Raw genomic sequence first — 25809 nt, forward strand, 5'->3', positions numbered from 1 at the left:
CCTATCGAAGGTTCCGCAGCCGAGACTATCGATCCGTCCACCGACGCGAGCCGTTTTCCGGTCCATCGACCGGACCGGCGGCCGACCTCGCCCGTCGGCTGAGTGGCGGGTCAGCCGAACGCGGGAGCGGAGGGGCCCCCGACCGACGTCGAGCGTCGACAGTGACCCCTCCGTCCGTCCCTAGTAGAGCAGGTACGGCCGGCGTCGCCGCTCGAACGCCGCCAGCTCGTCGGCCCAGGCGCCGACCACGTCGTCCACGTCGGCCCCGGCGTCGATCATCGTGCGCAGGCGGGGAGAGCCGGTGAGCTTGTCCACCCAGTACGGTCGCGCGGCGTCCCACGAGTCCTGCCGCCAGGCGAACGCCGGGTACTTCCGCGCCTCGACCAGCATGGCGACCGCCGTCCGGATCGGGTCGTACGCGGCCCGGTCGACCACCTTCACCTCGACGCCGGCACAGAGCTTGTTCAGCAGCGCGGGCTTCTGCCCGGCCGACGTCGGCGTGAAGTACGCCTCGCGGAACTCGACGCCCGGCAGCTCGCGGGCGTTGAGCCGGTCGCACCAGTGGTAGTCGAAGTCGTCGGCCAGGCCGCCGATCAGCTCGAACGGCCGGCAGGTGCCCCGACCCTCCGTGATCGAGGCGACCCCCTCGAACAGGCCGGTGCCCGGGTAGACGAGGGCGGTGTCCGGCGTGGGCATGTTGGGGCTCGGCATCACCCACGGCAGGTCGGTGTCCGCGGCCAGCGCCGTGCGCTTCCAGTGCCGGCACGCGACGACGTGCAGGTCGACGGAGCGGCCCACCTCGGCGGGCAGGAACTCCGCGTTGAAGAACCGGGCCAGCTCGCCGACGGTCATCCCGTGCTGCTGGACGATCTCCTTGAGACCGACCCCGGAGGTGTACGCGGGGGTCATCATCGGGCCGCGTGCCGTCCCGCCGATCGGGTTCGGCCGGTCCAGCACCACGTACCGCTTGCCGGTCCGCGCGGCGGCGGCCATCGAGGTGTACATCGTCCAGATGTACGTGTAGAAGCGGGCGCCCACGTCCTGGATGTCGAAGACCACCGTGTCGACGCCGGCCTCGGCGTACATGCTCTCCCACTTCGCCTGGGAGGCGCCGTACGCGTCGTAGACGGTGATGCCCGTGCGGGCGTCGATCCCGGTGCCCTCGCTGCCCCCGGCCTGCGCGGAGCCGCGGAAGCCGTGCTCGGGGCCGAACGCCGCGGCGATGCGGACCGCGCCCGAGGCGTGCATGAGGTCGACCAGGTGTCGGTACGCCGAGTCGACGCCGGTCGGGTTGGAGATCACGCCGACCCGCTGCCCGGAGAGTTCCGCGAAGCGGGACCGGACCAGAACGTCGAGGCCGGTCTGCACGCGCCGGATGCCGGGCGCCGCCGCGCCGGGCGATCCGGGCGCCGCCGCGGCCACCGCTCCCGCGGTCACCGCACCCGCGCCGGCCAGGAATCGTCTGCGTTCCACGGTCCACCTCCCGTCGGTTGCGTCGAAACTTAGCTACATCTCAATGCCCCGTCAAGGAAGGTTAGCTACATGACGGGGCCGGCGGGGCGGTCCCGCGGCGGCCCCGGAGCGGCGCCCGTCGGCGGCCCGGGGCGGTGCCCGTCGGCGGCCGGGGCGGTGCCCGTCGGCGGGCCGCAGCGGTGCCCGTCGGCGGCCCGGAGCGGCCATACTGGCCGCGTGTTCACTCTCGCCCAGGCCCGGCACCTGATGGCCACCCTGCGCCCGCGCGTCGACGAGCTGATCCGGCTCCGCGCCGACCTGGCCGAGCTGCGCGCCGACCTGGCCGGACCGGGTGTCAGCCCGTTGGGCGGCCGGGCCGAGGTCAAGGCGCTGGAGGCCCGGCTGCACGCCGTGATCGAGGACCTGCACCAGGTGGACGTCCAGGTCAAGGGCATCGCCCCCGTGCTGCTCGACTTCCCCGGAGAGCGCGACGGCCGGCCCGTGCTCTGGTGCTGGCTGGAAGGGGACACCGACGTGGGCTGGTACCACCGCGTCGAGTGCGGTTTCGCCGGCCGCCGCCCGGTGTGACCGGCCGGGAGGTACGCCACGCGGTCCGGGACTGGCTGCCGTACCCCGGTCGGATCCTGGCCGCCGCGGCCGCCGTCCTGCTGCTCACCCTGCCCGCCCTCGGCGCCGGCCGGTACGCGGGCTGGCGGGCGGACCTGCGGACGCTCACCATGGCCTCGGTGGTGGTGGCCTCGGCCGGCGCGCTCCTGCTCGCGGCCCGGTACGGCACGCGTCCCACCGGACGCCTTCCCGAGCGGTTCGCCGTCGCCACGATCGGCGGCGGTCTCCTCGCCGGCGCGTACGTGGGTGCCACGCTGCTGTACTTCCGTCTCGTCGTACCGCTGGAGGTCGACGGCGCCCTCCGCGGCCTGCCGGTGCGCGGCGTCGCGCTCGCGGTGCTGGCCGGCGCCTTCGGCGTGGCCCTCGGCGCGCTGCTGCGCCGCCCGGTGCTGCTGCTGGCGCTCGGTGTGCTGCTCGTCGGCGGCCAGGTGGCGCTCGCCGGGACCGCGGTGCCCGGCCCGCTGGCCGCCGTCCGGCTGTGGCTCGTCGGCTCGGCGCAGCCGCACGACCTGCCCGGCTGCGTGAGCCTGGCGCCGTCGGAGTGCGTCGCGTGGACCTACCGGCACTGGCCGGCCGGGCTCAGCCTCACCGTCACCGTGCTGGTGGCGGTGATGGCGGCGCTGGCCGTCCGGCGGGCGGCGCCCGAGGGGACCGGCGCGGATCCGTCCGGATCGGAGGGTGCCGGCGACCCGGCGGCGGAACGGGGCGCGCCGCCGGGGCGCAGCCGGTACGCGGTCGCGGCCGCACTCGTCGTCGCCGGCCTCGTGCTGATCCCCGCCGCCATCGGGAACGGTGTGCGGCAGGCGACCAGCGCAGTCACCACGGGCACCGGGGTCAGCGCGCCCGTGGGCAGCCCGGTGGAGGTGGTGGTGCCGCGGCCGGGTCGGCTGGCCGTCTTCGCCGTGGGGCTGGGCGCGGTCCGCGACTGCCGGGCCGTGGCGGCCGACAGCCGGCGGGTCGGGCTCACGCCCGTGCCCGGCACCGTGCGCTACGGCGACGGCGTCAGCTACCGGTGGGTGGGCACGTTCCGGTTGCCCGCGCCGGGGCGGTGGACCGTCACCTGCGCCGGCGACGAGGGGGAGTACCTGGTCGGCGACCCGCCCCGGGTCGAGGGGCTCGTCGGACGGCTCGTGGAGCTGCCCCGCCCGCTGGTGTGGCTGCTCGGCGCGCTGTCCGGCCTGCTGGTCGCCGCGCACACCGCCCTCGCCCGGCGCCCGCGGCGCCCGTCCGTGGCGGCCGCCGACCGCTGACCGCGTGCCGCCCGCGTCGGGGCGTCCGCCCCGCGCCCCCGGGGGGCGTCAGGCGGCCGGCTCGGCGACCGCGAAGACCACCACGTTGTCGCGGTAGTGGCCGCGCCGCCGGTCGAAGTCGCCCCCGCAGGTGACCAGGCGCAGCTCCGGGCCGGGCGTCGGGCCGTACACCGCGGCGGTCGGGAAGCGGTCCTTGGGCGTACGCAACGCGCCCGTCACCCGGAACGCCAGCCACCGACCGCCGCGCCGCACCTCGACGGTGTCGCCCGCGCGCAGCTCGCCGAGACGGGCGAACACGGCCGGACCCTGGCGGGAGTCGAGGTGCCCGGCGAGCACCGCCGGGCCGGGGTCACCCGGGGCCGGGCCGCCGCCGTACCAGCCGGCCACGTCGAAGTCGGCCGGCGGCACGAGCGCGCCGGAACGGTCCAACCCGAGCACCGCGAGCGGGGCGTCGAGGCCGATGCGGGGTACGCGTACCCGGGTGGGCTGCCCGCGCGGCGCGGAGCGGGCGGCCGGCGGGCATTCCCCGGCGCAGCCCGGTGGCCGGCCGGCGGCCAGCGGCGACGGTGCGGAGGCGGTCGCCGCCGGGGGGTCGACCGGCGGTCGCGCGGTGGTGGCCAGCCCGACCCCCGATCCGGCCACCAGGCAGATCGCCGTGCCGAACGCGACGAGCGCGGTGGCCGGCGGCCGGGGCCGGCGGTGCCGCCGGACCGCCGGCCCGCGACCCCCGCTCACCAGGTGGTACGCGCCCGGCGCAGCAGCACGAGACCGCCGAGCAGCGCGATGCCGGCGAGCCCGACGGCGATCCCCGGACGCGCCCCGCCCCCGGCGGTGCCGCCGGCCCCGGCGTCCACCCCGCCGGACGGCACCACCGTGCCGCCCTGCGCGTCGCGTCGCAGCTCGGTGGTGAGTCCGCCGTCCTCGGCGTCGAGCACCAGCAGCGAGTAGACGGCGCCGCCGCTCAACCGGATCTCGGCCTCGGTGGCCCGGCCGCCGCCGGGGGAGAGCCTCAGCCGCCAGGTGCCCGGCTCCACGAGCCGGTAGTCGGTCGTCGTGGCGAACTGCACCCCGGTGGCGAGCGTCGGGCCGTCGGCGCAGGCCACGTCGAGCACGGGCGCGCGCACCGAGGCCTGCACCACGCGGACCTTGGCCCGGCCGCCGTCCGGCGCGCTCAGGTCGTCGTGCAGCACGCGCAGGCCCAGGTCGGCGTAGCGGCCCACACCGGCCACCGTGTACGCCTCACCGCTGACCACGGCGACCTCGGTGGTGAGCACGGGCGGATCACCGGCCGGTGCGCCCGCCTCGCGCATCGCGACCGCGTACCGCCCGGCCGGCAGCGGCAGGTAGTCGGAGAGCACGCCGTAGCCGACGCCCGGGAAGACGCGCGGCTCGGCCGCGCCGCGGGCGGCCAGGTAGACGTCGACGCTCGGGGTGTCGGGGGAGAGGTGGGCGAGCCGGACGTAGCCGACGCCGGTATCCGGGCCCGCCGCGGCGGCAGGGGTGGCGGCGTGCACGGGCGTGGCCGTGCCGGTGAGGAGCCCGGCCGCGAGTACGAGCCCGGTGCCGAGCAGGAGCGCCCCGGCTCCGGCGAGCAGGCGGCGCGGCGCGGTGCGGAGCAGGTGCATGTGGCCTCCGGGGGTGCGTCCGGTGGATGCGTCCGGCGGCTAGCGTCCCGTCGGCGGGACTATCGCGCAACTTTCACCGGGCCGACACGCCGATCGATCGCTGACGAGCGGTGTCCACCAGGGGCGGTGTCCGTCGAAGGGAGGCGCGCCCTCGTCGGCGGACCGGGCCGCGCACGTCGACTCGCGGCGCGGGCGTGGGACCTCGGGTTGCGCATGTGCGACAACGAGATCGGCGCGAGCGGCGGTTCATGGCGGGCGAGTCGTCCTGGCGGGAGGAGAACCGGGCGGAGAGCGAGCGCGACGAACCCCCGCGGCTGCGGTGGGTGGGCGGCGGGACTCAGGCGGCGGCGTCGAAGGCGGCGAGCGCCTCGCGGACGGTGTCCGCCCCGGCCGACGCCGCGTGCTCCATGTCGGACGGGTCGGCGAGGTAGATGACCCCGTACGCCGGTGTGCCGGGCTGGTAGCGGCGGCCGTCGGCGAGCGCGCCCGCGTCGACCGCGTCGTACCCGATCCGGTCCAGGAACGCGCGGGCCGCCGCCTTCGCGTCGGCGTCGTCGCCGGCGATGGGCAGTGCGGTGCGGTCGGGCGCGCCGGCCGGCCGGGGCAGGGTCCGCAGGTGCCGGAAGTTGATGTTGTTGAAGACCTTGACGACCCGAGCCTGCGGCAGGTGGCGCTGGAGCAGTTCGCTGCTCGTGGTCGCGCCCGAGTCCAGCTCGGCGATCTCCCCGTCGCGCTGCGGGTAGTAGTTGTTGGTGTCGAGCACGACCTTGCCCGCCAGCGGCTCGACCGGCGCGTCGCGGTAGGCCTTCAGCGGGACGCTGACCACCACGAGTTCGCCCGCCTGCGCCGCCTCCGGCGGCGTCGCCGCGCGGGCCCGCGGGCCCAGCTCCTCGACCAGGTCGCGCAGCGTCTCCGGGCCGCGCGAGTTGCTGAGCACCACGTCGTACCCGGCGGCCACCGCCAGCCGGGCCACCGTGCCGCCGATGTGGCCGCTGCCGATCAGTCCCACCGTCGTCATGTCTCGCGCCAACTCCGTCTCCTGCGGCCGATCTCCGGGCGGACCGGCGTCGCGTCGTCGGGTCGCGGGCGACCCACCGGGTCGCGGACGGCCCACCGGGTCGCGGACGGCCCACCGGGTCGCGGCCGGCTGGGGCGCCGCCCGGCCACGCCGTCCGCCGCCCCGCACACCGTACTGCCGTGGCCGGTGGCGGGGCGGGCGGTCCGGAGTTCTGCCCCCGTCGGGGGTGGCGCCGTCAGGCCGGGAGCACCTTCTCGACGGCGGCGCGCAGCTCGGCGGAGCCGGGTTCCACGGTGGGGGCGAACCGGGCGGCCACCGTGCCGTCGGGGGCGACGAGGAACTTCTCGAAGTTCCACCGCACGTCACCGGTGTGGCCGTCGGCGTCCGGGGTGTCCACGAGGGCGGCGTAGAGCGGGTGCCGTCCCGGGCCGTTGACCTCGACCTTCTCGGTGAGCGGGAAGGTGACGCCGTAGTTCACCTGGCAGAAGTCGCTGATCTCCGCGGCGGTGCCCGGCTCCTGACCGGCGAACTGGTTGCACGGCACCCCGAGCACCACCAGCCCGCGGTCGGCGTACTCCTCGGCGAGGGCCTGCAGGCCGGCGTACTGCGGGGTGAGGCCGCAGCGCGACGCCACGTTGACCACCAGCAGCGCGCGTCCCCGGTACTGGGCGAGGTCGGCGGGGCCGCCGCCCAGGGCATCGATCGAAATGTCAAAGACGGTCACGGCCCCGAGGCTACTCTCCCCACCTCCCCGCCTCCCCGCCTCCCGACCCCGTCGATCATGAGGTTGACGGGCGCGGCGGAGATCAAAGCCCCCGCCAACCTCATGATCAACGGGGAGGGTCGGCGGGTGGCGCGAGAAATCGAAACATGCACATCTTGACTTGGCGATGACGCCGTGAGTAGCGTCTCACCAACATTTTGGAAAGTTTCCTAACTGTTTAGGGAGACGCCATGAAGAGATCACTCCGCCGGGCCCTCTGGGCCGGCGCCGTGGTCGCGCTGACCGCCACCCTGGCGCCCGTCGCCACCGCGTTCGGCGCCGGTAGCGTGACGACCACGTTCACGAAGGTGCAGGACTGGGGGACCGGCCACGAGGGCCGGGTGACCATCACCAACGGCTCGGACGCCACGGTCAGCACGTGGCGCATCGAGTTCGACCTGCCGTCGGGCTCCGCCATCACGAGCTTCTGGGACGCCGACGTGACCCGCACCGGCAACCACTACGTGGCCGTGAAGAAGAGCTGGGCCGGGTCGCTCGCACCCGGCGCCTCCTTCAGCTGGGGCTTCAACGGCAGCGGCCCGTACGCGGCGCCGCTGAACTGCACCATCAACGGCGCGTCCTGCGGTGGCGGCACCCCGCCCACCACGACTCCGCCCACGACGACCCCACCCACCACCACGCCGCCGACCACGACCCCGCCGACCACCCCGCCGCCGGACCCGAACGGGAAGAAGGTCGTCGGCTACTTCGCCGAGTGGGGCGTGTACGCCCGCAACTACCACGTGAAGAACATCCACACCAGCGGCTCGGCGTCGAAGCTGACCCACATCCTCTACGCGTTCGGCAACACCACCGGCGGCCGCTGCTCGATCGGTGACAGCTACGCCGACTACGAGAAGGCGTACACCGCGGCGGACAGCGTCGACGGCGTCGCGGACACCTGGGACCAGCCGCTGCGCGGCAGCTTCAACCAGCTGCGCAAGCTCAAGCGGATGTACCCGCACCTGAAGGTGATCTGGTCCTTCGGCGGCTGGACGTGGTCGGGCGGCTTCACCCAGGCCGCGCAGAACCCGACCGCCTTCGCCGAGAGCTGCTACAACCTCGTGGAGGACCCGCGCTGGGCGGACGTCTTCGACGGCATCGACGTCGACTGGGAGTACCCCAACGCCTGCGGTCTCACCTGTGACAGCAGCGGCCCGAACGCCTTCAAGAACGTCGTGGCCGCGCTGCGCGCCAAGTTCGGGGCCAACGCCCTGGTCACCGCCGCCATCACGGCGGACGGCAGCAACGGCGGCAAGATCGACGCCACCGACTACGCGGGCGCCGCGCAGCACCTCAACTGGATCATGCCCATGACGTACGACTACTTCGGCGCCTTCAACCCGCAGGGCCCCACCGCCCCGCACTCGCCGCTCTACTCGTACCCGGGCATCCCGCAGCAGGGCTTCTGGTCCGACGCGGCGATCCAGAAGCTCAAGAGCAAGGGCATCCCGGCGAACAAGCTGCTGCTCGGCGTCGGCTTCTACGGCCGGGGGTGGACCGGCGTGACCCAGGCCGCCCCGGGCGGCAGCGCCACCGGAGCCGCCCCGGGCACCTACGAGGCGGGCATCGAGGACTACAAGGTCCTCAAGAACAGCTGCCCGACCACCGGCACGGTCGGCGGTACGGCGTACGCCAAGTGCGGCAGCAACTGGTGGAGCTACGACACCCCCGCCACGATCAACGGCAAGATGACGTACGCGAAGAACCAGGGCCTCGGTGGCGCCTTCTTCTGGGAGCTCTCCGGTGACACCGGCAACGGCGAGCTGATCGGCGCCATCAAGGGCGGTCTCGGCTGAGCCGTAGGCCGACGCACCACCCACACGGCGGGGAGGGACACGCACCGTCCCTCCCCGCCCGGCGTGTCGCGTCGGGGTGTCGCGGGGCACCCCTGTCCGCCGCTCAGCTCCATGTGACAGACTCGCCGCTCGGCAGGTCTGGACCGTTCGCGGGCGAGGGGAGGGGTTGATGGGCGTGACGTACCGGAGACTGGCGGGTGTCGCCGCCGCGCTCGCCGTCCTGCCGCCCGCGCTCGCCGGCTGCGGCCTCGTCGGGGACGCCGAGGAGCCCGCGAAGCCCGACCAGGCCCCGGCGGAGGAGGCGTCCGCGAAGTCCCGGGAGCGGGTGCAGGCGTACCTCGACGCCATGGTCGCCAAGGACGTGGCCGCCGGGCGCAGCCAGCTCTGCGCGCCGCTGCACGAGGCCTTCGACGGGGCGGCCACCGGCCCGAACGGCGACTTCGCCGACCACTTCGAGGTGTCGCAGGCGGCCATCACCGACATCCGCCCCGGCCCCCGGGGCCAGGAGGTCGACGTCTCGGTCTCGGTCGCCGCCGGCACACGCAAGGCCACCCGGTCGTTGGTGTTCACCGTCACGCGGGACGGCGCCGACTGGTGCATCGCGGGCGAGGCGCCGGGCGACCCCAGCGCGGCCCCCAGCGCGGCCCCCACCCCGGCGTCCTGACCAGGATCGATGCCGCTTCCGGCCGGTGACCTCCCAGCTGCCGGAACCGTCCCCCTCGCCGACCGGCCCGCCCGGCGGTCGCCGTACGCTTTCTGTCATGCGCCATGAGTGGCATCAGCTGAGCCATCCCGCGGTGGGCAGCCCGGGGCTGCAGACCAGCCGTCCGACCGTGGACTCCGCCGAGGACGCGGCCCTCGGCCTGGACCGCTGGCGGGACCTGCCCCGCGCGCAGACGCCGCCGTGGCCGGACCCGGCCAAGGTCGCCGAGGTCTGCAAGGTGCTGGACACGGTGCCGTCGGTGGTCGCCCCGTACGAGGTCGACCAGCTCCGGCAGCGGCTCGCGCTGGTCTGCGAGGGCAAGGCGTTCCTGCTCCAGGGCGGTGACTGCGCGGAGACCTTCGCCGACAACACCGAGAGCCACCTGCTGGCCAACGCCCGCACCCTGCTCCAGATGGCGATCGTGCTGACCTACGGCGCCTCCCTGCCGGTGGTGAAGGTCGCCCGGGTGGCGGGGCAGTACACGAAGCCGAGGTCGCTGCCGACGGACGCGCGCGGCCTGCCCGCGTACCGCGGCGACATGATCAACTCGCTGGAGGCCACGCCGGAGGCGCGGGTCGCCGACCCGCAGCGCATGATCCGGGCGTACGCCAACTCGGCCGCCGCCATGAACATGCTCCGGGCGTACCTGGCCGGTGGGCTGGCCGACCTGCACGCCGTGCACGACTGGAACAAGGGGTTCGTGAAGAACTCCCCGGCCGGCGAGCGCTACGAGGCGATCGCCCGGGAGATCGACCGGGCGCTCGCCTTCATCCGGGCCTGCGGCCTGACCGACGACGAGGCGCTGCGCACGGTCACCCTCTACTGCTCCCACGAGGCGCTCGCCCTCGAGTACGACCGGGCGCTGACCCGGGTCTCCGGGGGCCGGGCGTACGGCCTGTCGGGGCACTTCCTCTGGATCGGCGAGCGCACCCGGCAGATCGACGGCGCGCACATCGACTTCATCTCCCGTATCGCCAACCCCATCGGCGTCAAGCTCGGGCCGACCACCACGCCGGACGAGGCGATCGAGCTGTGCGAGAAGCTCAACCCCGACAACGTCCCGGGCCGGCTCACCCTGATCAGCCGCATGGGCAACCACCGGGTACGCGACGTCCTGCCGCCGATCGTCGCCAAGGTCACGGCGGCGGGCGCCAAGGTCGTCTGGCAGTGCGACCCGATGCACGGCAACACGCACGAGTCGTCCAACGGCTACAAGACCCGGCACTTCGACCGCATCGTGGACGAGGTGCTCGGCTACTTCGAGGTGCACCGGAGCCTGGAGACCCACCCCGGTGGCCTGCACGTGGAACTCACCGGCGAGGACGTCACCGAGTGTCTCGGCGGCGCCCAGGGCATCGAGGACCTCGACCTGCCCGACCGGTACGAAACCGCCTGCGACCCGCGGCTGAACACCCAGCAGTCGCTGGAGCTCGCCTTCCTGGTGGCGGAGATGCTCCGTGGCTGACCTTGCGACCCCCTCCGCCGGCAGCCGAAAGGACTAGACGACATGCCTGACAGCCTCATCGACCTGCGTTCGGACACCGTCACCCGACCCACGCCGGGCATGCGGGAGGCGATGGCCACGGCCGAGGTCGGTGACGACGTCTACGGCGAGGATCCGACCGTCACGGCCCTGGAGGCCGAGGTCGCCGCGCTCTTCGGGCACGAGGCGGCGCTGTTCGCCCCGAGCGGGTCGATGGCCAACCAGATCGCCCTGCAACTGGTCGTGCCGCCCGCGCACGAGCTGCTCTGCGACGCCGACGCGCACGTCGTGACGTACGAGATCGGCGCCGCCGCCGCGTACGGCGGGATCTCGTCGCGGACGTGGCCCGCGGTCGGCGCGGACATCGACCCCGACGTGGTGGCCGCCATGGTCCGGCCCGACGGCTACTTCGCCGTGCCGACCCGCGCGATCGCCGTCGAGCAGACCCACAACCGGGGCGGCGGTGGCGTGATCCCGCTGGCCACCCTCCGGGAGCTGCGCCGGGTCGCCGACGAGGCGCAGCTCGCGCTGCACTGCGACGGCGCCCGCATCTGGCACGCCCACGTCGCCGACGGGGTGCCGTTGGTCGAGTACGGCCGGCTGTTCGACACGATGTCGGTCTGCCTCTCCAAGGGCCTCGGCGCGCCCGTCGGGTCGCTGGTCGTCGGCAGCGCGGAGAAGATCGAGCGCGCGCGGTTCATCCGCAAGCGGATGGGCGGCGGGATGCGGCAGGTCGGGGTCCTGGCCGCCGCCGGCCGGTACGCGCTGGCCCACCACGTCGAGCGGCTCGCCGAGGACCACGCGAAGGCCGCCCGGCTCGCGGAGGCGGTCGCCCCGTTCGGGGTGCTGGCCACCCCGGCGCGCACCAACATCGTGCCGCTGGACCTCACCAAGTCCCCCCTCGACGCGCACGCGCTGGCCGCCGCCGCGCGGGACGAGGGGCTGCTGATCTCGGTGCTCGGCCCGCGGACGGCGCGGCTCGTCACCCACATGGACGTCGACGACGCCGCCGTCGACCGGGCCGTGGACATCCTCACCCGCGTCCTGCGCCGCTAACCCCGCCCGCCCCGCCGCCCGCCACCGTCCGCCCGCCGCCCCGTCGATCATGAGGTTATTGCCGCGGCACGCCGGCGTGTCGCGGCAACAACTTCATGATCACCGGCGAGAGCCGGAGGAGCGAGAGCCGGGAGCGGTCAGGGGCGCAGCCGCTTGAGGGTGGAGATGTCGGCGGCGTGACCCACGCTCTTCTCCGACGGGGTCTCCACGACGACCGGCACACCCGCCGTGGCCGGGTGGGCCATGAGTTCCGCGAACGCGGGCTCGCCGATCGTGCCCTTGCCGATGCTCTCGTGCCGGTCACGGGTCGAGCCGCACAGGTCCTTCGAGTCGTTGGCGTGCACCAGCTTCAACCGGTCCGCCCCGACCGTGGCGACCAGCGTGTCGAGGGTCGCGGTCATCCCGCCCTCGGCCGCCAGGTCGTGCCCGGCCGCCCAGGCATGGCAGGTGTCGAAGCAGACACCGAGCCAGGGGTGCCGGTCGACCGCGTCCAGGTAGGGGCCGAGCTGCTCCACCCGGGAGGCGAGCGAACGGCCACCGCCCGCGCTCGGCTCGACCAGCAGCATCGGGCCGCCGGACGCGGCGGCCGAGTCCAGCAGCGGCAGCAGCGCCTCGCGGACCTGCCGCATGGCGGCCTCGGCGTGCCCGGCGTCCACCGCGCTGCCCGCGTGGAACACCACACCCCGCGCGCCGATGGCCTCGCCCCGGCGCAGGGCGTGCGCCAGGGTCAGCGCCGACCGCTCGACCGTGGCCGGGGTCGGTGAGCCGAGGTTCACGAGCAGGGACGCGTGGATGAAGACCGGGACGTCCCGCTCGTCGCACCCGGCGCGGAACAGGGCGTCCTGCGCCGGGTCACCCGGCGGCAGCGCCCACCCGCGGGAGTTCGACACGTAGACCTGGACCACCTCGGCGCCGGTCGCGTCGAGGTAGGGCAGGGCCGCCCTGGCCAGCCCGCCAGAGGTCGGCGTGTGCGCGCCGACCGGACGGGACGCGGTCGCGGACATCAGAAGCATCCGATCGTCACCTGGGTGCCCGGGGGCACCTGCGAGTTCTCGCCCGGGTTCTGGAACCGGACGACGGCGTTCGGGTTGAACTGGACCGCCACCGGGAAGCCCTGGCTCTCCAGCAGCTGCTTGGCCTGCTGGCAGGGCAGGTCGACCACCCGGGGCACGACCACGAGCGGCGGGCCCTTGCTGATCTCCAGCTTGACCTCGGTGCCCTTCTCCACGCCGGTGCCGTCGGCCGGGCTCTGCCCGAGGATCTCGTCCTTCGGCTTGTCCGAGTCCTTGTAGTTCTCGACGGCGACCAGGCCCAGCTGGGACAGGATCGTCCGGGCCTCGTTGAGGTTCTTGCCGACGAGGTTGGGGACGCTGACCGGGGCCTTGCCCTTGCTGAGGATCACCGTGATCTTGGTGCCCGGCTTGACCTCGGTGCCCACCTTCGGGTTGGTGGCCACCACCACCCCGGCGGGCAGGTTGTCGTCGTATCGGGCGTTGCCCTTGACCACCACGAGACTCGCGTTGGTCAGGTCCGCCTCGGCCAGCTCGAACTCCTTGCCGACCACGTCCGGCACCGGGAACTGCTCCGGGCCGAGGGAGAGGGTCAGGGTGATCGTGCCGCCCTTGACGATCCGGGCCGCCGAGGCCGGATCCTGGAGGAGGACGCTGTCCTTCGGCACCTTCTCGTCGTAGCGGGGCTCGGCGTACACCAGGGTGAGGCCGGCGCGGGCGGCCCGCGCCTCCGCGTCGGCCTTGCTCAGGCTGACCAGCTGCGGCGCGACCGTGTAGCGGCCCAGCGTGAAGTACCAGGCGCCGACCCCGGCGAGGAGGACGAGCGCCACCACGGCGGCGATCAACGGCAGTCGTCCCCGGCGCTCGCCCAGCAGCCGGTCGTACAGCTCGCCGAGCCGCGACCGCAGGTCACCGCCACCCTCCGGCGCGGCCCGGCGGCGGCCGCTCCGCTGGGCGCCCTCGGGCAGCCGGGCCCACGCCGGCCGCTCCGCCGGCCGGACCGCCGCGACCACCATGGTCGGCTGCGCCACCGGCGGCTCGTCGGCGATCCGGCGCAGCACGGCCGTACGCGTGTTGGGGTTGCCCAGGTCGTCGCGGGCCACCTGCACCTCGGCGAGCAGGGCGCCGGCGTCGGTGGGCCGGGCGCCCGGGTCGCGCCGGGTGGCCCGGGCCACGAGATCGTCGAGGACCGGGGGCAGGCCGGGGACCAGCGTCGACGGGGCCGGCACGTCCCGGTCGACGTGCTGCCAGGCGATGTCGATGGGGCGGCCGCCGTCGTAGGGCACCCGGCCGGTGAGCATCTCGAAGAGCACGATGCCGGCCGAGTAGACGTCGGTGCGGGCGTCGGCGTGGCCCTGCGTGACCAGTTCGGGGGCGACGTACGCCACCGTGGCCATCAGCTGGTTGCCGTTCTCCTCGTCGGCGCTGGCCTCGACGGCGCGGGCCAGCCCGAAGTCGGCCACCTTGACCACGCTGTCGACGAGGTTGGCCATGCCACCCGTCGGCGCCTCGGCGACCAGGACGTTCTCGGGCTTCACGTCGCGATGCACGACGCCGGACCGGTGCGCGGCGGCGATCGCCGCGAGCATCTGCTCGAAGATCGCCAACGCCTCGTCGGGGTTGAGCCGGCGCCGCTCGGTGAGCACCTCGCGCAGCGTGCGGCCGCGGACGTACTCCATGACGAGGTACGGCAGGCCGGCGTGGGTGCCCTGGTCGTAGACCGCCACGACGTTCGGGTGCGTGAGCCGGGCGATGGTCTTCGCCTCTTCGGTGAACCGCGCCACGAACCCGGCGAGCCGCGTCTGGGCCTCGGAGGCCTGGGTCGGATGAATGATCTTGACCGCCACGGTGCGCTCGAGACGCTCGTCGGTGGCGGTGTACACGGTCGCCATGCCGCCACGAGCCACGCGACCGCGGATGCGGTAGCGCCCGTCGATCAGCGAGCCCAGCAACGTGTCGGCGACCTGTGTGTCCATCGGCAGGGAGTCTATGTGTCCAGGGGGTGAAGGTAGAACAGGATGCTACAGCCGGGGTCCGACCAGCCCGATCCGCCGCGCTCGACCAGCCCCTCCGACGTGCGTCCCGGCGTGCTCGACCAGCCCCTCCGACCTGCGGTCCGTCGCCCGTCGGACGTGCGTCCACCAGGCCGGACCACCGCCGCCGGATGCTGTCCGACCCCACCGGGTTCAGCTGACGACACGGTCGGCGGCGGGTGTCGGCGGGCGGCACGCGGGGGTGCCGTTGGTGCGCGCCGGCCGCCGCGTGGCAGGGTGGTCGGGTGACCGATTCCGTACCCGCCGACGGGGCCGCAGCCGCCCCCGAGCAGGCCGGCCCCGCCGACCCGGCCGGCTGGCTGACCCTGCCCGACGTCGCCGAGCGTCTCGACGTGTCGATCAGCAAGGTGCACCAGATGATCCGCGACCGGGAGCTGCTCGCCGTACGCCGTGACGGCGTCCGCCGGGTGCCGGCGGACCTGGTGGCCAACCGCCAGGTGCTCAAGCACCTGCCGGGCGTCCTCAACCTGCTGGCCGACGCCGGCTACGACGACGAGGCCGCGCTGCGCTGGCTGTACGAGCCGGACGACACCCTGCCCGGCACGCCGGCGGCCGCCCTCGGCGGCGACCAGGCCCGCGAGGTCAAGCGCCGCGCCCAGGCCCTCGGCTTCTGACCCACCCCGCGCCCGGCCCCGTGCCTGCCCCCGCCCGCTGTTTCGGCGCGGTGATCATGAAGTTGTTGTCATCCGTACCGGCGTGTCGTGGCAACAACTTCATGATCGACGCTGCGGCGGCGGGTGGGCGGGGGTGGGGTCAGTCGGTGCGGCGGGTGGCGGCGATGGCCAGGTCGACCAGCGCCTGGCGGGCCTCGGTCTCGAGGTCGACGGTGGCCAGCGCGGCCAGCGCCGTGTCGGTCAGCCGGGTGATCCGCTCCTCGGTACGGGCCACGGCGCCGCTCGTCGTGATGAGCCCCCGCAGCCGGGTGACGCCCTCCTCGTCCAGCTCCGGGTCACCGAGCCCGGCCAGGAGCTGCTCCCGGCCGGAGGCGTCGAGCGTCTCCAGGGCGGCCGCCACCAGGTAGGTCCGCTTCCCTTCGCGCAGGTCGTCCCCGGCCGGCTTGCCGGTCTGCGCCGGGTCGCCGAAGACCCCCAGCACGTCGTCGCGGAGCTGGAACGCCTCGCCGAGCGGCAGCCCGTACGCCGAGTACGCGGCCAGGACGTCCGCGGGCGCGTCGGCCAGCGCGCCGCCGAGCAGCAGCGGCCGCTCGACCGTGTACTTCGCCGACTTGTAGCGGGCCACCTTGCCGGCCCGTTCCACGGAGGTGTCCCGGGTCACCTGGGCGAGGACGTCGAGGTACTGCCCGACGGTCACCTCGGTGCGCATCTCGTCGAAGACCGGGCGGGCCCGGGCCACCATGCGCGGGTCCAGCCCGGCGGAGTGCAGCAGCTCGTCGGACCAGACCAGGCAGAGGTCACCGAGCAGGATCGCCGCGGCGTCGCCGAACCCGTCCGGGTCACCGCCCCAGCCGGAGTGGCGGTGCCGGGCGGCGAACCGCCGGTGCACGGCGGGCTCGCCACGGCGGGTGTCCGAGCGGTCCATGAGGTCGTCGTGGATCAGGGCGCTGGCCTGCACCAGTTCTAGCGCGGCGAGAGCGGCCAGCACCTGGTCGCTGTCGACGCCGCCGGCGCCCCGGTAGCCCCAGTAGGCGAAGGCCGGCCGCAGACGCTTGCCGCCGCCCAGCACGAACGTCTCGATCACCTCCGCGAGCGGTGTCAACGCGTCGTCGACACCGGCCATCCAGGTGCGCTGGTTGGCGAGGAACTCGGTGAGGGCCTTGTCGATCCGCTGGCGGAGGCCGGCACGGTCGACGGGGGAGACGGGAGCAGCGTCGGTCACGGCCGAAACGCTAGCCGGTCCGGCGGCGCCTGTGGTACCCGCCGGTACGGGCTGAGGGCCGGCCCACTGCGCGGCCGGGGCGGACTTCGTGACCGGTGTCCTACCGCGCTCGCGCCGGGGGCGAGCGGCCGGGACGGGGGTCGGCGGGTCGTCGTGACCAGCGCCTCGCGCCCGGGGGAGGGCGGCCGGGGCAGGTACGGGCGCGCGGTCGTGAGCAGCGTCGCGTACCGCCGGACCGCCGGCACCCGTGAACGGCCGGCCAGCCGTCGGCGTACCTCGGTGAGCTGGGCCACGGCCCGCGGCGACCCGGCGCGGACCGCGTCGATCAACGCGGCGCCGGCCGCCTCGCAGGCCCGTTCCACCTCGCCGAGTTCGAGGTACCCGCGGGCCAGCCAGCCGCCGTAGACCGCCGCGCGGCGGGGCCGTCCGGGCTCCCGCGCGGCGGCGGCCAGCAGGGCCTCGGCGGGCCGGGCCCGCCCCAGGGCGACGAGCGTGCGCCCCGTCATGGCCGCGAGCTCCGCATCGTCGAGCCAGTAGAGCCAGGGCGGCTCGTGCCCCGGGTCGGACGCCGTGGCGGCCCGCTCGGCGGCGCGGAGCGCCCGGGCCCCGGTGTCCGGCCGCCCGTCGAGGGCGGCGGCGAGTGCCACCCGGTGCAGCAGCAGGGCGCGCAGGCCCGGGCTGGCCCACCGCCGGCTGCCCGCGTACGCCACGCGGGCCAGCGTCAGGGCGCCGCGCGGATCCCCGGCGCCGGCGAGCAGGTGGCTGGCCGAGCCGAGCACGTGCCCGGCGAGGGCCGGATCGCCGGCCGCCGTGGCGGCGCGCACCCCGAGGCGGTACGCGTCCAGGGCGGCCGCCGGGTCGCCGGCGTCCGCGGCGAGCCAGCCGGCGAGCTGCGCGGACTCGGCGAGCAGCGGCAGCAGCCGCCGGCGCCCGGCCGGACCGGAACGGGGCAGCGCCCGCACCGCCCGGCGCAGCCCGTGCGCGCCGAGCGGGGCGAGGTCGGCCCCGCCGGCCAGATCGTCCAGCCGCCGCAGGCCGGCCAGGTCGAGGGCGTACGCCGGCGGCCCGGGTTGGTGGCGCGGACCGCCGGGCGCGGACGGCGGCGGACCGGGAGCGGACCCGGCGCCCAGCGGGCCGGGTCCGGCGTTCGGCGGGTCGGGCGCGGACCCGGCGCCCAGCGGGCCGGTGGGCCGGTCGGGTCCGGCGTTCGGCGGGTCGGGCGCGGACCCGGCCCCCAGCATGCCGGTGTGCCGGTCGGAGTGGGCGTTCAGCAGGTCGGTGGACCGGTCGGGCCCGCCGAGCAGCGGCTCGGTGAGCGGGTCGGCGAGCCAGCTCCGGGCCAGGGCGAGCAGCGCGGCGCGGGACCGGGCGCCCGCGCCCGGCGGGGACGGGGTGAGCCGGCGGGCGCGGGCCGCCGCGTCGGTGAGCAGTTCGACGGGCACGGCGAGGACCACGGCGAGCCAGCGCAGCCAGAAGTCGCCGGGCACCCGCACCTGCCGTTCCCACCGGGACACCTCGTGCCGACTCAGCGTCGGCACGCCGGCGGCGGCGCAGAGCTCGGCCGCGGTGCGCCGCTGGCTCCAGCCCCGGGCCAGCCGCAGGTGGATGAGCAGCGGCCCGAGCAGCGGCGGGCCGAAAGGCGAGGTCGGGGTCATCGGTCCCTCCGGAACGGGCGCGGCGCGGCGGGCGCCGGCCGCCCCTGCCGGACGACCGCGCCACCGCTCTGGTGGCGACCCCCGCGCGGCCCCCGGCGGGACCCGGCCACCGGCCGTCCCCGCCCGCGCTGCCCATTGGATATCCCACGGGTACGACGCTTTCCCGCCCGACGGAGGCCGCCGCCGTACGCCCCGGCCCCCACCGACCCGGTCGTCGCCACCGGCTGGGAAGGTCATGGGTCCGGCGGGCGTCGCCCGCTAGAGTCGGGTCGTGGCGCTCGGTCTCCCCTCCGTCCTCCCGAACTCGCAGCCGGCGATCGGGGAGCTGATCCGTGAGCGGCAGCCGACCTTCTCGTTCGAGTTCTTCCCGCCAAAGACACCCGAGGGCGAGCGCCTGCTCTGGCAGGCCATCCGGGAGCTGGAGTCGCTGCGGCCGTCGTTCGTGTCCATCACCTACGGCGCGGGCGGATCGACGCGGGACACGACCGTCGCGGTCACCGAACGCATCGCCACCGAGACCACCCTGCTGCCGATGGCCCACCTCACCGCGGTCAACCACTCGGTCGCCGAGCTGCGGCACGTGATCGGCCGGCTGGCCGGGGTCGGGGTGCGCAACGTGCTCGCCGTGCGCGGCGACCCGCCGGGCAACCCGGGCGGCGAATGGGTCCCGCACCCCGAGGGCGTGGTCTACGCCGAGGACCTGGTCCGGCTGGTCCGCGACGCGGGGGACTTCAGCGTGGGCGTGGCCGCCTTCCCCTACAAGCACCCCCGCTCGCCCGACGTGGCCAGCGACACCCGGTACTTCGTCCGCAAGTGCCGGGCCGGCGCCGAGTTCGCGATCACGCAGATGTTCTTCGATGCCGACGACTACCTGCGCCTGCGGGACCGGGTGGCCGCCGCCGGCTGCGACACCCCGATCCTCGCCGGCGTGATGCCGGTGACCCGGATGGCCACCATCGAGCGGTCGGTCCAGCTCTCCGGGGCGCCCTTCCCGCGCGCGCTGGCCGAGCGGTTCGAGAAGGTCGCCGACGACCCCGAGGCCGTACGACGGCTCGGCATCGAGCAGGCCAGCGAGATGTGCCGCCGGCTGCTCGACGAGGGCGTGCCGGGGATCCACTTCATCACCCTCAACCGCTCCACGGCCACCCGTGAGGTCTGGCAGAACCTCCGCGTGGACGCGCGGGCCTGAGCCCCGCGACACCTGAACGCGGCTGCGACGGTTGATCCGTGGTGGGCACACAGCTGAAGTGGGACGACTACGCCACGGCGTGGGCGCGGCTGCACGGGGGCTTCGATCCCCGCTCGGCCGCCCCCGCGGTGCGCGCCTGGCTGCGGTTCGCCTATCACGTCGGGTACGTCCTGGGCCGGCTCCGGGTCGGTCCCACCGCGGTCACCGTGGTGGGTGTGCTGCTGTGCGTGTGCGTGCCGGTGTTCTCGGTGCGCCCGGGCGACGGTCCCTTCCTCGGAGCGCTGTTCGTGCTGCTCGCCGGCGTGGCGGACAGCGTCGACGGTGCCGTGGCGGTGGCCACCGGCCGTACCACCCGGCTCGGCTACGTCTACGACTCGCTGGCCGACCGGTTCGGTGAGGCCGCCTGGGTGGTCGCGTTCTGGCTGGTCGGTGCGCCGGGCGCGCTCGCGGCGGCGGCCGGTGCGCTCTCCTGGCTGCACGAGTACGTGCGGGCGCGGGCGGTCTCCGCCGGCATGCGGGAGATCGGCGCCGTGACGGTCGGGGAGCGCCCGACGCGCGTCCTGGTGGCGCTGGGCGGGTTGCTGGTGGCCGGGCTCGCGGGGCTGATCGACCCGGATCTCGCGGCCGGCACCATCACCATGGCGACCGCGGTCTGGGTGCTGCTCGCCGGCTTCGGGCTGGGCCAACTCCTGGCCGCCGTGCGCCGCGCCCTCCTCGAAGCGCCCTGACCCCCGCGATCTTGCACTTCGTGCCCCGGCATAACCCCTCAAAAGCCACGATCCGCGGGCCGAAACTGCAAGATCGCGGGGAACAGGGGGCAGGGGCGGGGGAGGGGTTACGCGACGCCGATCTCGTTGGCGACGATCTCGGCGGAGAGGGTCACCATCGGCAGGCCGCCACCCGGGTGACCGGACCCGCCGACCAGCCACAGCCCGTGCACCGGGCCCCGGTTCGCCGGGCGGAGCAGGCCGCCGGCCGTGCCGTGGATGGCCCCGCCCGGCGCGCCGGTCGCCGTGTCCAGGTCGGCCGGGGTGCGGATCTCGCGGAACAGCAGCCGGTCGCGCACGTCGACGCCGCGCGCCGCGAGCACGTCCAGGATCCGGTCGGCGTACGCCTCGGCGAGCCCCGGCCGGCGCCAGTCGACGGCACCCGCGGAGGTGCCGTGGCGGGCCGCGTTGACCAGCACGAACCACGCCTCGTGCCCGTCGGGCCGCACCAGCGGGTCGTCGGCGACCGTGACGAACACCGCCGGGTCGGGCGCCGGACGGGCGCGTACGCCCCGGCCCGGATCGCCGAAGACGGCGTCGAACTCGGCGTCGTAGTCGGCGGGGAAGAAGACGGTGTGGTGGGGCAGCCCGGACGAGCCGGTCACCCCGAGCAGCAGCACGAACCCGGCGAGGCTGCGGTCGGTGAGCCCGGCCAGCCGGCGCGGGCTGGGCAGCAGGTCCCGGTAGAGGGTGAGCGCGTCGCAGTTGGCCACCACCACGTCGGCGGGGACCGGCGCGGCGACGCCGTCGAGGCGTACGCCGTGGACCCGGCCGCCCGCCGCGTCGATCCGGGTGACCGCGGCGCCGGTCTGCACGACCACGCCGAGGTCCAGGCAGCGCGACAGCAGGGCGTCGGCGAGCGTGCCCAGCCCGCCCCGCAGGTACCAGCCGCCGAACGCCAGCTCGGCGTACGGGACGGCGACCAGCGCGGCCGGGGCGCGGCGCGGGTCGGCGCCGGTGTAGGTGGCGTACCGGTCGAGCAGCATCCGCAGCCGCGGGTCGGCGAGGTGCCGGCGGCCCAGCCCCCGGAGGGTGCGCCCCGGCGCGATGGCGGCCAGGTCGCCGAGGCGCCAGGCCAGCGTCGCGAGGTCCCGGGGCGAGCCGACCGGCCGGCGCAGGACGTCCCGGTGGGAGGCCGCCCACACCCGGGCGGCCCGGCGCCAGAGCCGCTGCCAGTCGGCCGCCGCCCGGTCGCCGAGGGCCGCGCCGATCCGGGCGGCGAACCCGGCCGGGTCGGCGCAGGAGTCCAGTGTCGTCCCGTCGGGGAAGACGTGCCGGACGATCGGGTCCAGCGGGACGAGGTCCAGGTACTCGTCGAGCTTCGCCCCGGTCGCCTCGAACAGGTCGGTGAAGACGTCCGGCAGGGTGAGCAGGCTCGGGCCCGTGTCGAAGTGGAACGGGCCGGCCGGGGTGTCGTGCACGTGGCGGCCCAGCTTGCCGCCGACCGTGTCGGCCCGTTCGAAGACGGTCACCTCGTGCCCCGTGGCGGCCAGCCGGGCGGCCGTGGCCAGCCCGCCCACCCCGGCGCCGACGACCACGACCCGCGCCATCCGCGCCTCCTAGCTAGCTGACCGGGCGGCCCCGCCAGGACAGCCGCCGCCGCTTCCGCAGATGGTACGACCGCAGGGTCAGCCAACCGAGGACCACGACCGACACGGGGTGTGTCAGCGCGTCGGGCCACCATCGGCCGCCGGTGGCGCGCGCGGTGACGACCCGTCCGGCCGCGCCGAGCAGGTACGCGACCACTGCCACCAGCGCCGCGGGGACCGCCCCGGCGGCGAGCGCGGCCACCGCCAGCAGCGGCGGCGCCGCGTAGAGCAGGAGCAGCAGGGTCAGCACGGCGGCCGCGGCGGCCGGGTTCCCGAAGGTGGCCCAGAGCGACTTCGTGTAGCCGTCGCGCAGCTGCGGCCAGTCCGCGTACATCCGGCAGGTCGCCAACCGCGAGCCGTCCACGAGTGAGATCCGGCCGCCGGCCCGCTTGACCGCCCGGGCCAGCTCGATGTCCTCCAGGATCCGGTCGGCGACCGAGGCGTGCCCGCCCGCCCGCAGGTAGCCGGCCCGGTCCACGACGAGGAACTGTCCGCCGGCCGCGGCCAGCGACGGCCGGCGGGAGCGCTCCATCGCCCGCAGGGGCAGGAAGGTCAGCCACAACCACTGCAGCAGCGGCTGGATCAGCCGGTCGGCCACCGTCGCGGCCACGATCCGGGGGTACGGCGACAGCAGCGTCACGCCCGCCGCGCGCAGCTCGGCCACCGCCGCGGCCACGGCGTCCGGGGCGAGCACCACGTCGGCGTCGACGAAGACCAGCGCCGTGGCCGCCGGGTCGGCGCGGGTGGCCAGCTGCCAGCAGGCGTACGGCTTGCCCAGCCAGCCCGGCGGCGGTGGCGCACCGGTGAGCAGGGTGACCCGGGGGTCGTCGCCGGCGATCTCGCGCACCACCTCGACGGTGCCGTCGGTGGAGCCGTCGTCGAGCACCACGATCCGCAGCCCCGGCACGCCCCGCTGGCCGAGCAGCGCCCGCAGGCAGGGGCCCACCCGCGTGGCCTCGTCGCGCAGCGGGAGCAGCACGGCCACCGGCTCGGTGACGTCGGCGCGCGGTACGGCCGGGCGGCGCAGCCAGCGGGTCGCGTTGACGAGGGTGTGGCCGGTCAGCACGGCCACGGCGACGGCGAGCACGGCCAGGGCGGTCATGCGACCGCGTCGATCTCGCGGGAACGCGGCCGCGGCCGGCCGTCGGGGCGTCGCGGGGCGCGCAGCAGCGTCACCGCCAGCGGCACGGCCGTCAGCCCCATGCCGGCCGCGCCCCAGAGCGCCGAGGCGGGCAGGTCCAGGAAGACCGCGTGGGCCAGCACGCTGGAGGCGTACGTCCACAGGTAGAGCGCGACCATCGGCGCGTCGGCGCCGGCGGTGGCCGCCGCCGGCCCGGCCAGCGGACGCAGCGCGACCATCAGCAGCACCGCGAAGAGCAGCCACCCCAGGTAGTTGCTGACCGGCACGCCGGGCAGGCCGGGCAGGGCCGGCGTGGCGTCGCGCCAGCGCCAGTAGCCCTCGGCCACCATCTGCGGGTCGAGGAACAGGTCCCAGGTGGCCAGCCCCACCGTGGCCAGCGCGACCCGGCGGACCGCGAGCCGGCCGGTGCCCCGGTCCGGCGGACCGGCGGCGGCCGTCGCGCGGTCGGTGGGCGCGCCGCGCGGCGTGGTCAGCCGCACCGCCGCCAGCCACGCCGGCCAGGCCATCCAGGTCCAGGCCAGCGGGATGACCAGCGGTACGCCGGCCAGCCGCGGCCCCAGCTCGCCGGAGTAGTCGTAGCTGCCGAACGGCACCCCGGTGGCCACCCCGACGGCCTCGACGGCGAACCCGCCGCCGGTGGCCACCGCGACCAGCGCCGCCGCCGTCCGCGGTCCCCGGCTGAGCAGGGCGTGGCCGACCGAGAGCAGGTAGCCGAGGACGACGGTGGCCACGGTCAGCCGGGCCCGCGCCGTCCCGGCGGTCAGCGGGTAGCAGATCTGGGCGAGCACCAGGACGGCCAGCAGCGCCCAGGGCAGCCGCCGCCGGATCATGTCGCGGGTGGCTCGAGCGGCAGGTCCCGGCCCAGCACACCGAACGGCCGCTCGTCGCCGGGGAAGTGGAAGTCACGCAGGATGTCCACGAAGCCGAACCGGCGGTAGAGCCGCCACGCGCGGGACGTCCGCTCGTCGGCCTCCGGGGTGGACAGCAGGGTCGTGGCCCCCTCCGCCATGGTGAGCAGCGCGCGCAGCTGCCCGGCGCCCAGGCCGTGCCCCTGCGCGGCCGGCCGGACGTGCAGCTCGACCACCTCGAAGCAGTCGGTGAGCCAGCGCTGCCGGGCCGCCGGGTCCAGTGCCCGCAGCACCTGGTCGTGCCACCACTGCCCGGGCGCGCCGAGGTAGCCGTAGCCGAACCCGGCGAGGTGCCCCTCGGTGGTCAGGCTGGCCACGGCACGGAAGCCGGGCCGGCGTACGTGGGTGGCGATGTAGCCGCGCCGGGCCTCCAGCAGGTCGGTGCGGTAGCCCATCGCCTCGCCGTAGACGGCCACCACGTCGTCCAGCCGTCGGACGAGATCGTCCGGGGTCCACCGCACCAACCTCATGCCCACCCACCTCTCGTGTCCACGTCGTCGGTCGCGGCCCAGCCCAGGACCGTGCGGTCACCGATCACGTCGCGTACCTCGAACCGCGCGAACAGCTCCTCCGCGTACCACCCCTCGGTGGGGGTGCGCGTGATCGCCGCACGGTGCTCCGGGTGACGGTACGCGAACGCCACCAGGTCCGCCGGGCGGCGCCACACGCTGACCGTGCCCTGCCAGCCCAGCGGGGCCTCACCGATGCCGAACCGGGCCAGCAGCCCGGGCGCGGTGCGCAGGGCGGCGGCCACCGGCGGCACCGCCCGCCAGAAGGTGACCGCCCGCCGCGCCCGCAGCCGGGCGCGGGTCAGCGCGAGCACCGGACCGTCGACGTCGCCGCCGGACGGCTCGCCGAACGGGCGGCGGCGGGACCACTCGCCCCGGCTGGTCAGCGGGCGCAGGTCGACCCGGACGGCGGCGCGGGCGATCCGGGCCCAGGCCCGGCCGACCGGGCTGCGGTCGAAGCCGGCCGCCGCGGCGGGGGAGTCCCAGACGGCCAGCGCCGCCCACCGCGTCGGGTCGACGCTGCCCGGCCCGAAGTCGGTGCCCGACCCGGTGCCGAGCAGCTTGCCGAACCGTACGCCCGGGGTGGCGCGCAGCCGGCGCGGATCGCGCGCCATCCGGGTCAACGCCCGCGGCAGCGCGGCAGGGGCGGTGCGCCACACGTGCAGCGTGACCAGGTCGGGAACGTGCGTGCTGTGCCCGACGGTTCGCTCGCTGCGCTCGCTCACGCCGTCGCCTCCCTCCGGTCGGCGCCGTCGTGAGGCTCGTGCGCGCTGTGCCCGACGGTTCGCTCGCTGCGCTCGCTCACGCCACCTCGGTCGGGGTGCCGCCGGTGACCCGGAGCAACTCGGTGTACGTGGTCGGGAAGACCGCCCGGGGCACGCCGCCGGCCGCCCAGATCTCCGGGTACGCGGCGAGCGCCGTGTCCACGAGGGTGCGCAGCGGCTTGGGGTGGCCCACCGGGGCGACGCCGCCGATCACCTGACCGGTGTGCTGCTTGACGAACTCCGGGGTGGCCCGGCGCAGTCGGGTGACCCCGATCGACGCGGCCAGGCCGGCGGTGTCCACCCGGTGCGCGCCGGAGGTGAGCACGAGCAGCGGCTCGCCGTCGGCCTCGAAGACGAGCGAGTTGGCGATCTGACCGACCTCGACGCCGAGGGCCTCGGCCGCGGCGGCCGCGGTGTGCACCGCGTCGGGCAGCAGGCGGACGGCGCTGGGGGTCCCGGAGGCGTCCCGGGCGTCGGCGCCGGCCAACGCGTCCTGCACCGCCTGAACGTTCGGGTGTGGCTGCATGGGGTCATTCTTCCCGGTGGCTTCCGCGCCGGTCCGCCCGGCCACGCCGTGTCCCGGCCACCGTGTCCCGCCGCGGGCCGCCCGC

24 protein-coding genes are annotated in these 25809 nt (G+C 75.5%); 9 read left to right on the top strand and 15 right to left on the bottom strand.

What is annotated here, in order from left to right; translation table 11 throughout:
- Positions 1–180 precede the first annotated feature (180 nt).
- Positions 181–1473, bottom strand: coding sequence for an exo-beta-N-acetylmuramidase NamZ family protein (locus OG994_RS01940; RefSeq protein WP_328852015.1), 1293 nt, complete (start codon positions 1471–1473; stop codon positions 181–183).
- Positions 1474–1689: 216 nt separating this feature from the next.
- Here OG994_RS01940 and OG994_RS01945 point away from each other — a divergent pair, with 216 nt between their 5' ends.
- Both OG994_RS01945 and OG994_RS01950 read left to right on the top strand, forming a co-directional pair.
- On the top strand, positions 1690–2040 hold the full coding sequence (locus OG994_RS01945) for a DUF2203 domain-containing protein (protein WP_120327415.1): 351 nt from the start codon (positions 1690–1692) through the stop codon (positions 2038–2040).
- The gene (locus tag OG994_RS01950; RefSeq protein WP_328852016.1) at positions 2010–3329 is read left to right on the top strand and encodes a hypothetical protein; all 1320 of its coding nucleotides are present in this window, start codon (positions 2010–2012) and stop codon (positions 3327–3329) included. The genes OG994_RS01945 and OG994_RS01950 overlap by 31 nt, the downstream gene beginning before the upstream one ends.
- Positions 3330–3377: 48 nt before the next feature.
- On the opposite strand, the gene OG994_RS01955 is transcribed toward OG994_RS01950, so the two are convergent.
- The 4 genes from OG994_RS01955 to OG994_RS01970 form a co-directional block, all read right to left on the bottom strand.
- Positions 3378–4064: a class F sortase gene (locus tag OG994_RS01955; protein ID WP_328852017.1), complete on the bottom strand. Its 687-nt coding sequence runs from the start codon at positions 4062–4064 to the stop codon at positions 3378–3380.
- On the bottom strand, positions 4061–4954 hold the full coding sequence (locus tag OG994_RS01960) for a DUF4397 domain-containing protein (RefSeq protein WP_328852018.1): 894 nt from the start codon (positions 4952–4954) through the stop codon (positions 4061–4063). The genes OG994_RS01955 and OG994_RS01960 overlap by 4 nt, the downstream gene beginning before the upstream one ends.
- Before the next feature lie 337 nt (positions 4955–5291).
- Entirely contained in the window at positions 5292–5972 is a 681-nt protein-coding gene (locus OG994_RS01965) for an NADPH-dependent F420 reductase (RefSeq protein WP_328852019.1), read from the bottom strand.
- Positions 5973–6207: 235 nt separating this feature from the next.
- The gene (locus tag OG994_RS01970) at positions 6208–6696 is read right to left on the bottom strand and encodes a glutathione peroxidase (protein ID WP_120327208.1); all 489 of its coding nucleotides are present in this window, start codon (positions 6694–6696) and stop codon (positions 6208–6210) included.
- 230 nt (positions 6697–6926) lie between these two features.
- Between OG994_RS01970 and OG994_RS01975 the strand changes: the two genes are divergently transcribed.
- The 4 genes from OG994_RS01975 (at position 6927) to OG994_RS01990 (ending at position 11776) form a co-directional block, all read left to right on the top strand.
- Entirely contained in the window at positions 6927–8534 is a 1608-nt protein-coding gene (locus tag OG994_RS01975; protein WP_120327209.1) for a glycosyl hydrolase family 18 protein, read from the top strand.
- Positions 8535–8703: 169 nt separating this feature from the next.
- The gene (locus OG994_RS01980) at positions 8704–9198 is read left to right on the top strand and encodes a hypothetical protein (RefSeq protein WP_328852020.1); all 495 of its coding nucleotides are present in this window, start codon (positions 8704–8706) and stop codon (positions 9196–9198) included.
- Between the two features lie 97 nt (positions 9199–9295).
- Entirely contained in the window at positions 9296–10702 is a 1407-nt protein-coding gene (locus OG994_RS01985; RefSeq protein WP_120327211.1) for a class II 3-deoxy-7-phosphoheptulonate synthase, read from the top strand.
- Between the two features lie 42 nt (positions 10703–10744).
- On the top strand, positions 10745–11776 hold the full coding sequence (locus OG994_RS01990) for a threonine aldolase family protein (protein ID WP_328852021.1): 1032 nt from the start codon (positions 10745–10747) through the stop codon (positions 11774–11776).
- 137 nt (positions 11777–11913) lie between these two features.
- Here the strand turns inward: OG994_RS01990 and OG994_RS01995 are convergent, their stop codons facing one another.
- Both OG994_RS01995 and pknB read right to left on the bottom strand, forming a co-directional pair.
- Positions 11914–12780, bottom strand: a complete 867-nt coding sequence (locus OG994_RS01995) for a deoxyribonuclease IV (RefSeq protein WP_328852022.1) — start codon at positions 12778–12780, stop codon at positions 11914–11916.
- Positions 12780–14762, bottom strand: a complete 1983-nt coding sequence (gene pknB / locus OG994_RS02000; protein WP_328852023.1) for a Stk1 family PASTA domain-containing Ser/Thr kinase — start codon at positions 14760–14762, stop codon at positions 12780–12782. Before pknB ends, OG994_RS01995 begins: the two co-directional genes overlap by 1 nt.
- 302 nt (positions 14763–15064) lie before the next feature.
- Here pknB and OG994_RS02005 point away from each other — a divergent pair, with 302 nt between their 5' ends.
- Positions 15065–15454 carry an Rv2175c family DNA-binding protein gene (locus OG994_RS02005; RefSeq protein ID WP_120327215.1) on the top strand — a complete coding sequence of 130 codons (390 nt, stop codon included), beginning with the start codon at positions 15065–15067 and terminating at the stop codon, positions 15452–15454.
- Between the two features lie 139 nt (positions 15455–15593).
- Here OG994_RS02005 and OG994_RS02010 read toward each other — a convergent pair whose 3' ends face one another.
- Positions 15594–16676 carry a polyprenyl synthetase family protein gene (locus tag OG994_RS02010; protein ID WP_328852024.1) on the bottom strand — a complete coding sequence of 361 codons (1083 nt, stop codon included), beginning with the start codon at positions 16674–16676 and terminating at the stop codon, positions 15594–15596.
- Complete coding sequence (locus OG994_RS02015; RefSeq protein WP_328852025.1) at positions 16673–18331, bottom strand: helix-turn-helix transcriptional regulator; 1659 nt, start codon at positions 18329–18331, stop codon at positions 16673–16675. Before OG994_RS02015 ends, OG994_RS02010 begins: the two co-directional genes overlap by 4 nt.
- A 271-nt stretch (positions 18332–18602) precedes the next feature.
- Here OG994_RS02015 and metF point away from each other — a divergent pair, with 271 nt between their 5' ends.
- Positions 18603–19520, top strand: a complete 918-nt coding sequence (gene metF, locus OG994_RS02020) for a methylenetetrahydrofolate reductase [NAD(P)H] (RefSeq protein ID WP_328852026.1) — start codon at positions 18603–18605, stop codon at positions 19518–19520.
- A gap of 38 nt (positions 19521–19558) precedes the next feature.
- Positions 19559–20248, top strand: coding sequence for a CDP-alcohol phosphatidyltransferase family protein (locus OG994_RS02025; RefSeq protein ID WP_328852027.1), 690 nt, complete (start codon positions 19559–19561; stop codon positions 20246–20248).
- Between the two features lie 107 nt (positions 20249–20355).
- Here OG994_RS02025 and OG994_RS02030 read toward each other — a convergent pair whose 3' ends face one another.
- From OG994_RS02030 to OG994_RS02055, 6 genes are all read right to left on the bottom strand, one after another.
- Positions 20356–21837: a phytoene desaturase family protein gene (locus OG994_RS02030; protein ID WP_328852028.1), complete on the bottom strand. Its 1482-nt coding sequence runs from the start codon at positions 21835–21837 to the stop codon at positions 20356–20358.
- 13 nt (positions 21838–21850) lie between these two features.
- On the bottom strand, positions 21851–22978 hold the full coding sequence (locus OG994_RS02035) for a glycosyltransferase (protein WP_328852029.1): 1128 nt from the start codon (positions 22976–22978) through the stop codon (positions 21851–21853).
- The gene (locus tag OG994_RS02040) at positions 22975–23847 is read right to left on the bottom strand and encodes a carotenoid biosynthesis protein (RefSeq protein ID WP_120327221.1); all 873 of its coding nucleotides are present in this window, start codon (positions 23845–23847) and stop codon (positions 22975–22977) included. Before OG994_RS02040 ends, OG994_RS02035 begins: the two co-directional genes overlap by 4 nt.
- A complete protein-coding gene (locus OG994_RS02045; RefSeq protein WP_328852030.1) occupies positions 23844–24395 on the bottom strand; it encodes a GNAT family N-acetyltransferase in 552 nt (183 codons plus the stop codon). Before OG994_RS02045 ends, OG994_RS02040 begins: the two co-directional genes overlap by 4 nt.
- A complete protein-coding gene (locus OG994_RS02050) occupies positions 24392–25159 on the bottom strand; it encodes a monooxygenase (RefSeq protein WP_328852031.1) in 768 nt (255 codons plus the stop codon). The genes OG994_RS02045 and OG994_RS02050 overlap by 4 nt, the downstream gene beginning before the upstream one ends.
- A gap of 76 nt (positions 25160–25235) precedes the next feature.
- Positions 25236–25724, bottom strand: coding sequence for a YbaK/EbsC family protein (locus tag OG994_RS02055; RefSeq protein WP_120327418.1), 489 nt, complete (start codon positions 25722–25724; stop codon positions 25236–25238).
- Positions 25725–25809 lie beyond the last annotated feature (85 nt).

The sequence above is a fragment of the Micromonospora globbae genome (genome assembly GCF_036184225.1).
Classification (GTDB): domain Bacteria; phylum Actinomycetota; class Actinomycetes; order Mycobacteriales; family Micromonosporaceae; genus Micromonospora; species Micromonospora globbae.

What these genes read in the sequence shown, in the direction of transcription:
- OG994_RS01960 (WP_328852018.1), bottom strand. Translation starts at nt 4,954, where the DNA reads ATGCACCTGCTCCGCACCGCGCCGCGCCGCCTGCTCGCCGGAGCCGGG.
- OG994_RS01965 (WP_328852019.1), bottom strand. Translation starts at nt 5,972, where the DNA reads ATGACGACGGTGGGACTGATCGGCAGCGGCCACATCGGCGGCACGGTG.
- OG994_RS01975 (WP_120327209.1), top strand. Translation starts at nt 6,927, where the DNA reads ATGAAGAGATCACTCCGCCGGGCCCTCTGGGCCGGCGCCGTGGTCGCG.
- OG994_RS01980 (WP_328852020.1), top strand. Translation starts at nt 8,704, where the DNA reads ATGGGCGTGACGTACCGGAGACTGGCGGGTGTCGCCGCCGCGCTCGCC.
- OG994_RS01985 (WP_120327211.1), top strand. Translation starts at nt 9,296, where the DNA reads ATGCGCCATGAGTGGCATCAGCTGAGCCATCCCGCGGTGGGCAGCCCG.
- OG994_RS01990 (WP_328852021.1), top strand. Translation starts at nt 10,745, where the DNA reads ATGCCTGACAGCCTCATCGACCTGCGTTCGGACACCGTCACCCGACCC.
- OG994_RS01995 (WP_328852022.1), bottom strand. Translation starts at nt 12,780, where the DNA reads ATGTCCGCGACCGCGTCCCGTCCGGTCGGCGCGCACACGCCGACCTCT.
- pknB (WP_328852023.1), bottom strand. Translation starts at nt 14,762, where the DNA reads ATGGACACACAGGTCGCCGACACGTTGCTGGGCTCGCTGATCGACGGG.
- OG994_RS02015 (WP_328852025.1), bottom strand. Translation starts at nt 18,331, where the DNA reads ATGACCCCGACCTCGCCTTTCGGCCCGCCGCTGCTCGGGCCGCTGCTC.
- OG994_RS02030 (WP_328852028.1), bottom strand. Translation starts at nt 21,837, where the DNA reads ATGGCGCGGGTCGTGGTCGTCGGCGCCGGGGTGGGCGGGCTGGCCACG.
- OG994_RS02035 (WP_328852029.1), bottom strand. Translation starts at nt 22,978, where the DNA reads ATGACCGCCCTGGCCGTGCTCGCCGTCGCCGTGGCCGTGCTGACCGGC.
- OG994_RS02040 (WP_120327221.1), bottom strand. Translation starts at nt 23,847, where the DNA reads ATGATCCGGCGGCGGCTGCCCTGGGCGCTGCTGGCCGTCCTGGTGCTC.
- OG994_RS02045 (WP_328852030.1), bottom strand. Translation starts at nt 24,395, where the DNA reads ATGAGGTTGGTGCGGTGGACCCCGGACGATCTCGTCCGACGGCTGGAC.
- OG994_RS02055 (WP_120327418.1), bottom strand. Translation starts at nt 25,724, where the DNA reads ATGCAGCCACACCCGAACGTTCAGGCGGTGCAGGACGCGTTGGCCGGC.